The organism is Hymenobacter humi (genome assembly GCF_042665855.1).
Classification (GTDB): domain Bacteria; phylum Bacteroidota; class Bacteroidia; order Cytophagales; family Hymenobacteraceae; genus Hymenobacter; species Hymenobacter humi.
Genome location: NZ_JBHTEK010000001.1, coordinates 1484031 through 1498029, shown reverse-complemented (window position 1 = coordinate 1498029; position 13999 = coordinate 1484031). Strand labels below are relative to the sequence as shown.

The 13999-nt window shown below is 62.1% G+C and carries 11 protein-coding genes and 4 pseudogenes; 7 read left to right on the top strand and 8 right to left on the bottom strand.

Going from position 1 to position 13999, the window contains the following annotated elements; translation table 11 throughout:
• Positions 1 to 9 precede the first annotated feature (9 nt).
• Positions 10 to 1073 (top strand): annotated as a pseudogene (locus ACFQT0_RS08520) (Ldh family oxidoreductase).
• Between the two features lie 280 nt (positions 1074 to 1353).
• Here ACFQT0_RS08520 and ACFQT0_RS08515 read toward each other — a convergent pair.
• Together ACFQT0_RS08515 and ACFQT0_RS08510 are read right to left on the bottom strand one after the other, a co-directional pair.
• Positions 1354 to 2100 carry a murein L,D-transpeptidase catalytic domain family protein gene (locus ACFQT0_RS08515; protein WP_380201938.1) on the bottom strand — a complete coding sequence of 249 codons (747 nt, stop codon included), beginning with the start codon at positions 2098 to 2100 and terminating at the stop codon, positions 1354 to 1356.
• A 266-nt stretch (positions 2101 to 2366) separates the two neighbouring features.
• Entirely contained in the window at positions 2367 to 3188 is an 822-nt protein-coding gene (locus ACFQT0_RS08510; protein WP_380201936.1) for a murein L,D-transpeptidase catalytic domain family protein, read from the bottom strand.
• 496 nt (positions 3189 to 3684) lie between these two features.
• Here ACFQT0_RS08510 and ACFQT0_RS08505 point away from each other — a divergent pair, with 496 nt between their 5' ends.
• The 6 genes and pseudogenes from ACFQT0_RS08505 to ACFQT0_RS08480 all read left to right on the top strand — a co-directional run bounded on the left by ACFQT0_RS08505 (position 3685) and on the right by ACFQT0_RS08480 (position 9708).
• Positions 3685 to 3813, top strand: a complete 129-nt coding sequence (locus ACFQT0_RS08505; RefSeq protein WP_380201934.1) for a hypothetical protein — start codon at positions 3685 to 3687, stop codon at positions 3811 to 3813.
• Between the two features lie 22 nt (positions 3814 to 3835).
• Complete coding sequence (locus ACFQT0_RS08500) at positions 3836 to 6022, top strand: hypothetical protein (protein WP_380201932.1); 2187 nt, start codon at positions 3836 to 3838, stop codon at positions 6020 to 6022.
• A 403-nt stretch (positions 6023 to 6425) separates the two neighbouring features.
• Positions 6426 to 7193 (top strand): annotated as a pseudogene (locus ACFQT0_RS08495) (Hsp70 family protein); the annotation flags it as partial.
• Between the two features lie 70 nt (positions 7194 to 7263).
• Positions 7264 to 8115 carry an Hsp70 family protein gene (locus tag ACFQT0_RS08490; protein ID WP_380201930.1) on the top strand — a complete coding sequence of 284 codons (852 nt, stop codon included), beginning with the start codon at positions 7264 to 7266 and terminating at the stop codon, positions 8113 to 8115.
• 35 nt (positions 8116 to 8150) lie between these two features.
• Positions 8151 to 8369: a hypothetical protein gene (locus ACFQT0_RS08485; protein WP_380201928.1), complete on the top strand. Its 219-nt coding sequence runs from the start codon at positions 8151 to 8153 to the stop codon at positions 8367 to 8369.
• Positions 8370 to 8391: 22 nt separating this feature from the next.
• Positions 8392 to 9708, top strand: a complete 1317-nt coding sequence (locus ACFQT0_RS08480; protein ID WP_380201926.1) for an O-antigen ligase family protein — start codon at positions 8392 to 8394, stop codon at positions 9706 to 9708.
• Here the strand turns inward: ACFQT0_RS08480 and ACFQT0_RS08475 are convergent.
• From ACFQT0_RS08475 to ACFQT0_RS08450, 6 genes and pseudogenes are all read right to left on the bottom strand, one after another.
• Entirely contained in the window at positions 9682 to 10089 is a 408-nt protein-coding gene (locus tag ACFQT0_RS08475; RefSeq protein WP_380201924.1) for a hypothetical protein, read from the bottom strand. The genes ACFQT0_RS08480 and ACFQT0_RS08475 overlap by 27 nt on opposite strands.
• A gap of 184 nt (positions 10090 to 10273) precedes the next feature.
• Positions 10274 to 10414, bottom strand: a complete 141-nt coding sequence (locus ACFQT0_RS08470; protein ID WP_380201923.1) for a T9SS type A sorting domain-containing protein — start codon at positions 10412 to 10414, stop codon at positions 10274 to 10276.
• On the bottom strand, positions 10390 to 10911 hold the full coding sequence (locus ACFQT0_RS08465) for a CARDB domain-containing protein (RefSeq protein ID WP_380205950.1): 522 nt from the start codon (positions 10909 to 10911) through the stop codon (positions 10390 to 10392). The genes ACFQT0_RS08470 and ACFQT0_RS08465 overlap by 25 nt, the downstream gene beginning before the upstream one ends.
• A 90-nt stretch (positions 10912 to 11001) precedes the next feature.
• Positions 11002 to 11139 (bottom strand): annotated as a pseudogene (locus ACFQT0_RS08460) (CUB domain-containing protein); the annotation flags it as partial.
• A gap of 193 nt (positions 11140 to 11332) precedes the next feature.
• A pseudogene (locus ACFQT0_RS08455) lies at positions 11333 to 12382 on the bottom strand (CARDB domain-containing protein); the annotation flags it as partial.
• A gap of 122 nt (positions 12383 to 12504) precedes the next feature.
• The gene (locus ACFQT0_RS08450; protein ID WP_380201922.1) at positions 12505 to 13929 is read right to left on the bottom strand and encodes a CARDB domain-containing protein; all 1425 of its coding nucleotides are present in this window, start codon (positions 13927 to 13929) and stop codon (positions 12505 to 12507) included.
• Between the last annotated feature and the right edge of the window lie 70 nt (positions 13930 to 13999).

Here is a 13999-nt window from a genome sequence, read left to right as displayed (position 1 = left end):
TTCAACCCCATGACGTTTACTTACACCCAGCTTTTCGCCTTCACCGAAGCCATCTTCCGCAGCATGGGCTGCCCGGAAGACGATGCTATTCTCGCCACCGAAACCCTGCTCTCGGCCGACCTGCGCGGCATCGACTCGCACGGCGTGGCCCGGCTGGTGGGCTACGTGCGGCTTTGGGAAGCCGGCCGCATCAATCCCACGCCGCGGGTGGGCGTGACCTACGAAACCCCCAGCACTGCCGTGGTAGATGGCGACGGCGGCCTGGGCCTGGTGGTGGGCCCCAAAGCCATGCGCGTAGCCATCGAAAAAGCCCAGCAAGTAGGCACCGGCTGGGTTTCGGTAAAGAACTCCAACCACTTCGGTATTGCCGGCTACCACGCCATGCTGGCCCTGGCCCACGACATGATAGGCGTGGCCATGACCAACGCCTCGCCCCTGGTGGCCCCCACTTACTCCCTGGACCGTCTGCTGGGCACCAACCCCATTGCCGTGGCCGTACCCGCCGGCGAGCAGCCCGATTTCGTAGCCGACCTGGCCACCACCACCGCCGCCAACGGCAAGCTCGAAATCGCCCAACGCAAGCAGCTGCCCGTGCCCGAAGGCTGGGTGCAGAACGCCGACGGCAGCAGCTCAACCGATGCCAATGCCGTGAAGAACGGCGGCGCGCTGCTGCCCTTGGGCGGGGCCACCGGCTCGCACAAAGGCTACGCGCTGGGCAGCATCGTTGACATATTTTCGGCAGTGCTCTCGGGCGCAAACTACGGGCCGTGGGTTCCGCCCTTTGTGGCGTTCCTGCAGCCGCCCACCGACCCCGTGGGCCAGGCTTGGGCCACTTCTTCGGGGCCATGCGCGTGGATGCCTTTCGGCCTGCCGACGAGTTCAAAGCCCACATGGACAACTGGATTACGACTTTCCGCAACGCCCACGCGGTGGAAGGCAAGAAGGTGCTGATACCGGGCGACCCGGAACGCGAAACGGCTGCCCACCGCCTGCTCGACGGTATTCCGCTACTCGAAGCCGTGGTACGGGACCTGGAAGGCGTCGGCCAGAAGTTCGGCGTGAAGCTACAGTAACCCCAGTAGCTGCCACGCACAAACTGCTGCTTAGAGCCTATCCAAAAAGGCAGTAAAATAAGAACGTCATGCTGAGCCTGTCGAAGCATCTTTATCGCAGTAGTAATTCCAATCAACAGGTTTTTGCTATTGCGGTAAAGATGCTTCGACAGGCTCAGCATGGCGTTACCTATTGGGATAGACTCTTAACCAGTGGACAGAAATTGAGCTAAACGGAAAAAGCAGAAGGCCCGAATGCATATGCATTCGGGCCTTCTGCTTTTTTATGTGATTCTGGTGCTTAGCTCTGATTTGCAGTTGCCTGGGGCACTAGCGCGGCAACGGCCGCCTCCAGGTTCAGGTACTTCGAATCGTAGCCGGCATCCGACTTGTTGATGAACAGGCAGGTGCCGCCGTTCACTGCCTCGATGATTTCATCTTTCATATCCATAGGCAGGGCGGGGCAGCCGAGGCTGCGGCCCAGGCGGCCGTTCTGCTTGATGAAGTCTTCGCTAACGTAATCAGCCCCGTGCATCACCACCGAGCGGGCGGCGGCGTTGGTGTTAAAGCCCTCATCGAGGCCTTCGAGGCGCAGGCTGCGGCCGTGCTTGCCGGTGTATTCGCTGCTGGTGGCGTAAAAGCCCAGGCTGCTCATGTTGCTCTGGTCGGTGTTTGAGAAGTTGGTGGCTTCGTTCTCGCCGGAGTTGTGGCCGTGGGCCACCAGCGTATGAAACAGCGTTTTATTGCTGGCCAAATCGAAAACCCACAGACGCTTTTCCGTCGAAGGAAGGTCGAAGTCAACTACCGTCAGTAGCTGCTTGTCTTCGGCCAGGTGGCCGCTTGCCCGCAGGTTGAGGTAGCCAGTCATGGCTTTAGCGAAGGTTTCGAAGCGCAGGCCCTGTTGCTCAGCGCCAAGAGCTGTGTAGCTGGCGTGCAGCTTCTGGTCGAATACGGCCGTGGCCGAAAAGGCTCCGGAAGGCATACGCAACTCGCTGCTCGTGCTACCGGCCATGGACTTGGTCACGGGCGCAGCCAAAGGGGTAGCCAAAAACAGGGACGCCAAAAAAGGCAGTACCCGGCGAGCTAACCGAGCCCTTTTCTGGGCTTTGCGTTTCCGCTGAACGACGCTGGGCTGATGCATATTCATATGATTTTGGCTGATGACTAGTGGAACCAAGGCTCCAAAAACAACAGTTGATTTACAAGCCTATACGGAAGTCGCTGGCTTAGTGGCTCGTTTCTGAACGACCAAAGGCCCCAAAAGATTCCTTTTAGGCCGTGCGGGTCCCGGGTAATGGTTTCAAAACAGAGGAATTAGTCCCACCCGCGCGCCAGAAACCGCCGTCCTGCCGCCCGGCCATCGAGCCAGCGCGAAGCCAGCCCCGGCCCGCTGATGAGCAGCATGCTGCCCACCCGCACGGAAGCGATAATCGCCTTAAACTGCTCGGGCGGCAGTGCCGGGCAGCCGCGGCTGTAGCCCAGGCGGCCGTGCTGCGCTATGTATTTGGGGCTGGCGTAGTCGGCGGCGTGCAGCACCACATACCGGTCGTAGGCATTGGCATTCTGGCCCTTGTCGAGGCCTTCGATGCGGCGCGAATAGCCGTGAATGCCGTCGTAGGTGTCGGCCGTGCGGTAGAAGCCCAGCGAAGTACAAGCCGACTTTTCCAGATTGGAAAACCGCGTGGCCCGTAGCCGTCCCGAGCCCTCGCCGTGCGCCACCAGGCTGTGGTGCACCACCTTGGCCTGGCGCAGGTCGAGTACCCACAGGCGGCGGCTGGTATTGGGCAGGTCCATGTCGGCAACGGCCAGCAGCCCGGCGCGCTCGATGCGGCCGGTGGGGTGCAGGGTGAGGTAGCCCACGCAGGCCTGTTCCAGCACCTCAGGGCGCAGGTCGGCCGCGGCCGGGCCCAGGGCCGTGTGCAGGCGTCGGATGGCCTGGCGCAGGGTGTCGGGAACTTCGGGTACGGCCGGCACGGGCGTGAGGGCCAGCGAGTCGGGCACCGGGGCGGCGGACGCTGAGGGAATGCTGGCGGTGTCTTCCCGCGCCGGAACGGCAACAAGGGCCTTCTGCAAGGCACTGGGCAATGAACGGGCTTCATCGGCCCGGACCTGGCAGCCGCCCAACGCAAGGGCCAACGCTGCCAGCTTAAAAAACGAGGTAAACCGCACCCCCTCAAAACCGACTTAGCCCGTGGGACTGCAGTGAACTCAACCATGCGCTGAAATTACGGCTCCAGGTAAAAATTCATATGCTTTCAACTCAATTCAGGGAAAGTATTTCCTATTTCTCGAACCTCGATGAGCTGCCGCCACGGGGGCTTTTTGGCTCAACTCCCTGAGCGCAAGCAGGCGCCTGATTCAACAAAGTCAATCTTGATAAAATCAAAATAATTTTTCTTGATTTATCTACAAACCAAGCAAAGTGAACGAATATAACATTATGTGCTTCCTACCGTATTGAGCCGAAAAAAATCTATCTTACCTCGGTATGAATTGGATGTCACGCGGGGCTGCATAGCCATTTTTTACGCACACTATTTTCTTCTTTTTTCATAAAATCCCACACATGAAACACACCCCTACCCAATCTATCTTTCACCGGGCTTCCCGTTTACTCCTGCTGCTGGTCCTATTGCTAGGACTGGGCCAGCAGGCGGCCCGCGCCCAACAAGTCGTGCTGCAAGGCTTCTGGTGGGACTACTGGAACTCCAACTACCCCAACGGCTGGGCCAACTACATTGCCGACCTGGCCCCCGCCTGAAGGCTATGGGCATCGACGCCGTGTGGATGCCGCCGAACATCAAAGGCCCCAACCAGGGCAACGGCTACTCCCCTTTGATAATTACGACCTGGGCGACAAGTACCAGAAAGGCTTCCTGAACACCCGCGTGGGCAACAAGGACGAGCTGCTGCGCGGCGTGGCCATTTTGCACGCCAACGGCATCAACGTGGTGCAGGACATTGTGCTGAACCACAACGACGGCGCCGGCTCGGCCAACGGCTCGGGCGGGCAAGACCCGGCGGCCTGGGAAGACTACTCGACGAGCAAGTACAAGAACTTTCGCTACGTGAGCTACGCCACGCCGGCCACCGACGAAACCGCCGCCAACTACCTGGCCCGCAACGGCCGCTTTTCCAAGAACTGGCAGAATTTCAACCCCAACCCGGGCAACAACTCCACCAGTGGCGACTGGAACCAGATTCTATTCGGGCCCGACATCAGCTACTACAGCGGCTCGTACGGCCAGAGCTCCAATGCCACCTTCAACCCCGCTCAGAGCGCCGACTACATGCGGAACAAGAACCGCGAGTGGCTGATTTGGTACAAGAAGCAGGTGGGCTTTGACGGCGTGCGGCTCGATGCCGTGAAGCACTTCCCGGACTTTGCCACCGAGGACTTTCTCTACAACCTGCAAAGCAGCGCCGGCTGGGCCAACGGCGGCGCCACCATGTTTGCCGTGGGCGAATGGGTGGGCTCATCGGGCCAGATGGACGGCTGGGTGGCCAACGTGCAAAACCGCGCCGGCACCTTCGACTTCTCGTTGCGCAACGGCCTCTACAGCATCGTGAGCGGCGGCGGCAACTTCGACCTGGGTAGCCTGCCCGGCTACCAGCAGGGCACGCGGGTAGTGAACATCGGCGGCACGTACGTGCACCGCACGGTGCCGTTTGTGAACAACCACGACACCTTCCGGCCCCAGGTAGACGCCACGGGCAACTACACGGGCTGGAACACCGGCTCGGAGTTGGCCCCGCACATCGACCCGTTCGACCCGCGCCTGTCGCCCACCTATGCCGCGGCCCTGGCCCTCGACGGCTCGCCCCAAATATTCTTCGAAGACCTCTTCAACGTGGGCAATACTGGCAAGCGCTACTCGCACAGCCCCAAAAGCACCGTGGACCTGCCCGTGCGCGCCGACCTCGAAAACCTGATTTGGTGCCACCAGAACCTGCACTTCAAGGACGGCGCCTACAAAGTGCGCTGGCAGGCCGCCGACCACCTCGTGATTGAGCGCAGCACCAAGGCCATCATCGGCATCAACGACAATTTCAGCGCCTGGCAGAACAGCACGGTGAGCTGCGACTTCGCGCCCGGCACCGTGCTCAAGGATTACTCCGGCGCCAACGGCACGGCCACCGTCACGGTGAGTGCCTCGCAAACGGTGGCCATCAACACGCCGCCCTGCAACGGCACCGCCGCCAGCGGCCGCCGCGGCTACTCGGTGTGGGCGCCCACGGGCATCGGTACCAACTACGTGAAAACGGCCCGCACCACCACCCAGGAGTGGGAGCTGGCCGACGACCTCGGCGACAAAGACAGCCGCTCGCTGGGCCAAGGCGGGCAATTGCCGGCGGCCTCTACGGCCGTGCGCAAGGCCGGCCGCATCTACGTAGCCTCGGGCAAGACCATTTCCTACGTCCTCTACCCCACCGACGCCACCCGCAGCCTCAGCGTGGCCGTGGTGAACAGCGCCGGCACCGTGGTGAGCAGCCTCACCGGCACGGGCACCCTCACGGGCTCTTACACCACGCCGGCCGAAGGCTGGTACACGCTGCGCGCCAACAACGCCTCGACCACCAACCCCGCCCAGCGCTGCTTCATCAAAGCCACCTACATGCCGCCCGCCGTGGTGACGGGCACCATGACCGGGCGCCGCGACGCCCTGGCCCCCGCCGCCACGCCGGAGGCTTTGGTTGATGAGGTGAGCGTATTCCCCAATCCAACCACTTCCGAACGCATCGACCTGGTCCTGCAATCGGGCCGTCAGCAGAACGCCACGGTGCGCCTCCACGACCTCACCGGCCGCCTGGTGCACGAAGAAACAGTGCGCCTCTACCCCGGCTCCAACGAGGTGCGCCTGGCGGTGAAGCGCCCCTGGTCGCGGGCATGTACCAGCTCTCGGTACCCGAGTTCAAAATCAGCCGCAAACTGGCCCTGCGATAGCATTAGCCAGCGTCCGTTGGGCTAATAAAAAGCCTCTCCAATTCTTTGGAGAGGCTTTTTTGCGCTCGTGCTTGACTGTGATTTGGGTTGAGGAAGCCAGCGGGCGGGTTCCTCTTAAGCTGGCAAGGTATTGAATGGCTCAATTTGCCGTTGGGCAAAAGGAAATAGTGGCGGGGATACGCAACAGGTTATTAATCTATTTTTTAGCCAGTCAATCCAATCGCTCTTTTCGTACAAGCGCTATTGTAATCTGGCTTTGAAACGCAGCTCAACGCTCTTCAACAAGTAGAACGCGGGGAACCTCTTTGGCTGTAAATCGGTGTTTTTACGTACCCGGGCGTGTTTAGCAGCTACTTTTGCAGGACGAGGCCGGCCGTTTTTGTATCATTTTTCCAGGCTGCTTTTAGGCGCAGCATCGAATATAAACTATGGCTACTGTAGCTATCAACCTAGCCACTGGCACGTTCCAGCAGGAAGAAATCATCGTCGGCATCGACCTGGGCACCACCAACAGTTTGGTGGCCTACGTGCACCCCGACACCCGCCAGCCCGTGGCCATCAACGACCTGGGGCGCGGCGCCATCGTGCCTTCGGTAGTGCACTTCCCGGCCGATGGCGGCGAGCCCGTGGTGGGCGAGGAAGCCCGCGAGTTCCTGCTCACCGACCCGCAGCGCACCATCTACTCGGTGAAGCGCCTGCTGGGCAAAAGCTACCGCGACCTGGGCAACCACGCCGAGCAATTGGGCTACAAGGTCATCGACGACAACTCGGAAGGCCTCATGAAAATCCGGGTTGATGACCGTTTCTACTCGCCCATTGAGCTGTCGGCCGACATTCTCAAAGAGCTGCGCGCGCGCGCAGAGCACGCCCTCAAAACGCCGGTGAACCGCGCCGTGATTACCGTGCCGGCCTACTTCAACGACTCTCAGCGCCAGGCCACCCGCGACGCCGGCCGCCTGGCCGGCCTCGAAGTACTGCGCATTGTGAACGAGCCCACGGCGGCGGCCCTGGCTTACGGAATCGGCCTCGACCCCAGCGACGAGAAAACCGTGGCCGTGTACGACCTGGGCGGCGGCACCTTCGATATCAGCATCCTGCGCATTCAGCAAGGCATTTTTGAGGTGCTGAGCACCAACGGCGACACCTACCTCGGCGGCGACGACCTTGACCGCGTGGTGGCCGAGCACTGGACCGCGGCCTTCCAGCCTGCCCGCCGCTTTCCAAACCAACCCGCACCTGCAGCAGCAGCTACGCCTGGCCGCCGAAATGGCCAAGAAGTACCTAAGCCAGCACGACGACTTCACTACCCAGCTCACCGACGAAGCCGGCCAGAATATGACCGTCACGCTCACCCGGGCACAGTTCGACGACCTGATTCGCCCGCTGGTGGAGCGCACCATCGCGGCCTGCCGCCAGGCCGTGGCCGATGCGAAGCTGGAAGCCTTTGGTTCCTCGTCTCTGGTTTCTGGTTCGGACAACAACCAGAAACCAGAGACGAGGAACCAGAAACCACCCTTGGATGCCGTGCTGCTGGTGGGTGGCTCAACCCGCGTGCCGCTGGTGTACGACTCGGTATCGGAATTCTTCGGCCAGCCGGCTAACAACTCCCTCAACCCCGACGAAGTGGTGGCATTGGGCGCGGCCATTCAGGCCGATATTCTGGCCGGCAACCGCCGCGACGTGCTGCTGCTCGACGTAACTCCGCTCACCCTAGGCATCGAAACGCTGGGCGGCCTGCTCGACCCCATCATTCCGCGCAACTCCAAGATTCCCACCAAAGCCGGTCGCCAGTATACCACCAGCGTCGACGGCCAGGTAAACCTGAAAATTGCCGTGTACCAAGGCGAGCGCGACCAGGTGAGCCAGAACCGCAAGCTGGGCGAGTTCGTGCTCAGCGGCATTCCGGCCATGCCGGCGGGCTTGCCCAAGGTCGACGTCAATTTTCTGCTCAACGCCGACGGCATCCTCAAAGTGGAAGCCATTGAGCCTGCGCTCGAACACGCGCCAGCAGGTGGAAATCAAGCCGCAGTACGGCCTCACCGACGAGCAGGTAGAGCAAATGCTCATGGACTCGCTGGTGCACGCCAAGGAAGACGTGGCTGCTCGCCTGCTGATTGAGGCGCGCACCGCCGCCGAGCAGCCTGCTCTACCAGGTGGCCAACTTCACCAGGAAAAACCGCCAGCACCTCACCACCGAAGAGCTTACCGCTACCGAAGCTCAGGTGGAGCAGGTGCGCGCGGCCCTGGCCGGCACCGAGCGCGACCCCATCCTCAAGGCGATGGATGAGCTGGACGAACTAACCCAGCCCTACGCCGAACGGGTGATGAACATTTCTATTCAACAAGCTATGGCAGGTAAAAAAATCAGCTAAGTACTCCGCACTTCCTTTCCGCATGAATCCTTCGCGCTATCGCTCGTGGCTGCTGCTGCTATTCTACAGCTCGCTGTTCAGCTTGCCACTTTCCATCAACTGGGTCTCCAGCCAGTTGCATTTCGGCATGATGCTGGTTTCCGAGCCCCTCATGGTTCTGACCGTGGGCGCGCTCGGGCTGGGCTTGCTGTTGGGCTGGGTGGCCCGGCCCGATGCCCTGCTCCGGCTCGATAAACTTATTGGGCTGCACTTTGCCACCTTGCTGGTGGCCACCGCCTTTTCGACGGACCCGCTGGTATCGGCCAAGTTTGTTATTACCCTGCTGCTGTACGTCACGTTTGGCTACGGCGTGCCCCGGGTGCTGGGCCTGAAAAAGAACGAATGGCTGCTCTCGCTAAGCGCGCTGATGCTGGGCACGGGCCTGCTGGTGGGCTACGTGCTGGTGCGCCAGGCCCTGACGGGGATTTCCTACCAGCTGTCCTATACCATTGCCAACCCCTTCCTGCACCACGGCCACACCAACCTCACCGTGATGCTGGAGCCCTTGATACTGGTCCTGAACCTGGTGCTGCTCTACCATCCGCTAGCACAGCGGTTCCGCATTCGCTTCCTGACCACGGCGGTCCTGACGGGAGTGCTCATGGTGGTGGCGTTTTCTTACTCGCGCGCTTCCTACGCCTCGCTGCTGGTGCAGGCGACGCTGCTGCTCGTGACGGCCGGCTGGACGGTGGGGCGCCGGCTGCTGCTGCCATGGGGTGTGGCGGGCCTCCTGATTCTGACGGCCTGGCAGCTGGTTGAGGGCGCGCACCCCGATGCGGCCAAGGCCAGTGAGCCCGAGCTCATGCACGAATTGAAATCGGTAGGCGACTTTTCGCCGGCCAACGAATCGAACGCCGAGCGCAAGAGCCGCTGGATGTTCAGCCTCGAGCTCTTCCAGCAGTCGCCGGTGGTGGGCGTCGGTCCCGGCACGTTTCCCGACCGCTACCTCGAGTTTGTGCGGCGCTCGCCCGACCACCCCACCTACACCACCACGCTGCGCCGCATGAATGCCCACAACCTGTACCTGAGCTGGCTGGTGGAGTCCGGCGCCCTGGGCCTGGCCACCGGGCTGCTGCTGCTGGGAACGGTGCTGTGGCAGCACGCGCGCTGGGTTTTATCCGGACCGTTCTCACCCGAGCGCGTGGGGTTCACGGTGTATTTCCTGTTCTTCCTGCTACATTCCCTCACGCAGGACTTCTGGCAGGAGCCCCGCGTGATGGTGGTGTTTTGGCTGGCGGTGGGGCTGCACCGCTTCTGCGAGCGGCCCGTGGCCCTAGCGCCGCGCCCCGTGGCGGCCTGACGCCGGCGTGGAGGCTGGCTTGGGTTTAGGCAAAGCAGAGCGCCCACCCCGCAGCCCAAACCCCAGCACCGCCCGCGCCGTGGTGTCGCGGAACGTCACTTCCAATACTGCCGGCGGCGGGACTTTGCCCGAATCCGTCGCAAACGTGAAGGAATAAAACAGCCTCGACGAGCCGCCCGCACCCAGCCGCACACCAAGCTTGTACAGCTCAATCTGCTGACCACGGCGCTGTCCGCTTCGCCACAGGGGCCGCGCCGCTTCTTCGAAGTGCGCGAGGCTGACGGCCCGCCGCACTTCCGGGGCCAGACGCGCATAAGCCGCCGTATAATCGGCGCGGAGGATGGCGCGCAAAAACTGCCAGGCCACCTGCCCTTGGCTCAACTTCACAGGTTTTGCAGGCGGACTCGGTAGTGGCTGGCTTCCTGCGCCCATCGTTGCCGCCCCCATCACCAGGAGTACCGTAAGTTTTTTCAGCCACGGCCGCTCCCCTAGCCATCGGCTGATTGTTACTCGCATAGCCAAAAATACGGCGGAGCAACTAGCCGGCCCTAGCTGCTGATACCGGCTATTCGATTACCACGCGGCGCGATGCGTTCAGGCTGGGGCCGGTGAGGCGCAGGGTGTACACGCCGGGGGCGAGGTTTTGGGTGGCTACTTCGGCTTGATTTGCCCGGGCGGCGCTCAGCGGGAGTGGCTGGGTGCGCACGCGCTGGCCCAGCGCATTGTAGAGGTCGAGCGCGCTGCGCAGGCAGCTCCGGCACCGCTGAGCTCCACTTGGAGCGGTTGGCCGCTGGCCACGGGATTGGGAGCCACGGCTACGGCATAGCCGGCGGTTTGCTCGCGGCTGGCCAAAGCCTGCGTCACCGTCACGGCCAGGGCTGCGAGGTTGTTGGCTTCGTTGGTTTCACTCAGGGCATTCAGCGGGTCGGCCACAAACAGCACGTAATACGCGCCGGCCGGCACATTGCCGGGCACGGCGGCCAGCAGCTGGCCGGTGTTGGTGAGGTTGGCCGCGAGGGCACTCCCGGTGCTGGTGCCCAGCAGCCGGTCGCTGGCGTCGAGCACCTGGTTGGTGGAGAGGTAATAGCCCACGGGCGCATTGGCGGCGGGCCCCGCGCCCTGGTTGGCCACGGTGGCGCTCAACGACAGGCTACCGCCTGCTGGCACCCGCGAGGGCGAAGCGCCAATCTGGGTAAGCAGCAAATCCGGCAGCGGGGCCGTGCCGCAGCTCACCGTGGCATCGAAACCCGCCGAGGCAATGGCAGCATCGCTGACAAACTCTACGGTGAGGGCGCCCGCGGCATTGGTGGCCTGCACGGGAAAGGGCAGCTGGTAGCCGGTATAAGAACCCAGCAATGGCGCGTTGGCGCTGGTGCCGTCGTAGATGCGCAAGTAGTCGTAGCCCGACTCCAGCGAAAACGAATTGAACACCAGCCTGCACCATGGCGCCGGGAGTGGCCGGCAAGATGGTGAGCAGGCCCTCCGAGTCGTTGGCGTAGCTGTTGAAGCCGCCGTTGTCGTATATCGTGGTGGCACAAGTCGTGACGGTAGCCGTCCCGGCGAAGGGCACAAGCGTCCCGGTAAAGGGCCCCAGCACCGTCAAGGCCTGCGCATTGAGGTTGTTATTCTCATTGGTTTCCGCAATGGCGTTCTGCGGGTCTACCATCACCAGCACGTAATGGGTACCGGCGGTAGTGCCTGCCGGAATCAGCAGACTGGCGGTGCGCCCCTGGCTGCTGCCCGCCGGTATGCCCGGGCCCGTGGTAGTGGTCAACAGCACGTCGGCGCCGTCCAGCAGTTGGTCTGTTGAGAGATAATAGTTGAGCGTGTTGCTGGGCGAAATGACGTTGCCGGTATTCTGAATGTAGGAGTAACAACTAATGGAGAAGCCAGGCGTCACGCTGGTGACCGCCAAACCCACCTGCTGCACCAGCAGGTCGATGCCCGGCGCCACGACCAGCAGCGTCTGGTAAGCCACGTTGTTGTTCTCGTCGGTTTCGGTTACGGCGTTCAGCGGGTCGGCTACTATCAACACGAAGTAGTTGCCTGGTGCCGTTCCCGGGGGCACTACCGGCATTTCGTAGCGCGATGCGTACTGCCCGGCGCCCAGGCTACCACCCGGGGTGGTTTTCAGGAGCACATCGCTGGCATCGAGCGTTTGGTTGGTCGACAGGTAATAGCCCACTGCGCTGCTGGCCGCAGTCGAGTTGCCCAGGTTGAGCACGGTGCAGTTGGCATTGAATGCCGCACCGGATGCGGCCGTGGTGGAGTACACGTAGCCCTGGTAAATGGACAGGTCGACACCCGCCGGCACCACTTGCAGCGGGGCCGTCGCGACGTTGTTGGTTTCGTTGGTTTCAGCCACCGTGTTCTGCGGGTCGGCCACAAACAGCACGTAATACGAGCCGGCCGGCGTGCCCGCGGGCACCACCGGATAGTCGTAGCGCGAGTAATACTGGTTGGCGTTGAGCTGGCTACCGGGCGAGGTCGTCATCAGCACATCGGCGGCATCCCACACTTGGTTGGTCGACAAATAATAGCCCACCGTGCTGCTAGCCGCCGCCGTGTTGCCCAGGTTCTGGATGTAGCAGCTCACGTTGACGGCGTTGCCCGCCGCTGTCGTGGCAGGCGTCACGTTGGGCTGCGAAATGGTCAGGTCGACGCCCGGCGCCACCACCTGCAGCGGGGCGCTGGCCACGTTGTTGGTTTCATTGGTCTCGCCTATTTGCTGGAGATAATCGGCCACAAACAGGACGTAATAACCGCCCAGCGCCGTTCCTGCGGGTACGGTCACGTTCAGGTAGCGCAACGAGGAATTGCCCCCACCAATGAGCCGGTGGTGTTGCCCAGGAGCACATCGCCGGCATCCCACACCTGGTTGGTCGACAAGAAGTAGCCCACCGTGGCCGGATTGGCCAGGGCATTGCCCTGGTTGTAGAGGTAGCACGTGGCCGTGGTGCTACCGCCCGCCGCTACCGAAGCCGGCATGAGTGAGGTGCTTTGCAAAACCAAATCCATGCTCGGCGCCATCAGGGTCAACGGCAGGCTGCGCACGTTGTTGGCTTCATTGGTTTCGGCCACGGCGTTCGCGGGGTCCGCCACAAACAGCACGTAGTAGCTGCCCGGCGCCGTACCAGCAGGTACGGTGGGGTACGCGTAGCGGTAGCTGCTTTGGTTACTGGGCAGGGTCCCGCCCGGCGAAGTACCCATCAGCACATCGCTGCCGTCGAGCACCTGGTTGGTGGACAGGTAAAAGCCCATGGTGCTGCTGCCGGCAGTGGTATTGCCTTGGTTAGCCATGTAGGCGTTTAGCTGCAGCGAATTGCCCGCTACCGTCGCGCTCGGATACATTTGCTCTTGCTGCACTACCAGGTCGACGCCGGGCGGCGCGACCGTGATGCTAACGGCCGCCACGTTGTTGCTCTCGTTGCTCTCGGGTACCTGCTGGAGGTAGTCGGCTACAAACAGTACGTAGTAAGTGCCCGGGGCTGTGCCCGCCGGCAGCGAGAAGTAGCCGTAGCGGTACGACGACTGCCACGCGGCCAGCGCAAAGCCCTGGGAGTAGCTCAACAGTTGGTCGGTGCCGTCCCACGTCGCATCGCTGGACAGGTAATAGCCCACGCTGCTGCTGTTGGCCAAAGCGCCCGATTGGTTGTAAATGGAGCTGTTAGCCGTGAGGGCGCCGCCAGCCGCTATGCTCAGCGCTGAGAGCGTAGCCCCTTGCACCAGCAGGTCAGCCTGGACCGGGGCGGGCACGGTCGTCACGCACTCAATGGTGGCCGCAAAGCCGCTCAGGTTCACGATGCCATCCGAAGTCAGCCGCACCGTGAGCGCACCTGAAGTTGAGCTGCCATACACCGTGGGCGGCGGGTTATTGGAGTTATAAGTACCAATCAACGGCGCCGCCACGCTGGTTCCGTCGTAGATGGACACGGCATCATAGCCCGTTTCCACCACAAACGCCGTGAACTGCAGCTTGACCTTGCTGCCCGCCGTCGCCGGCGTAATGGTCACCGCCCCGGTGGCATTGGCGGAATAGGTCCCACTGGCGCCCCCATTATCGTAGAGCGTGCCCGAGCAGGTTGTAATAGTAGAGTTGCCCGTAGCCGGCAGCAAGTAGGTTTGGGCGCGCAGTTCCCCGGGCACCGCCACTCCCAGCCATACCCACAAAATCAGAATCCCGGTAACCAGCCGCGAAGCGACAGGGTAGATGTGCTTCATAGAAGAGCAAAAACAAATAAATAGAGGCCTATGCAGATGCTTAAAACAATAAAAGCTCGCATTCCATCAT

What these genes read in the sequence shown, in the direction of transcription:
- ACFQT0_RS08490 (WP_380201930.1), top strand. Translation starts at nt 7,264, where the DNA reads ATGGCCAAGAAGTACCTAAGCCAGCACGACGACTTCACTACCCAGCTC.
- ACFQT0_RS08480 (WP_380201926.1), top strand. Translation starts at nt 8,392, where the DNA reads ATGAATCCTTCGCGCTATCGCTCGTGGCTGCTGCTGCTATTCTACAGC.
- ACFQT0_RS08450 (WP_380201922.1), bottom strand. Translation starts at nt 13,929, where the DNA reads ATGAAGCACATCTACCCTGTCGCTTCGCGGCTGGTTACCGGGATTCTG.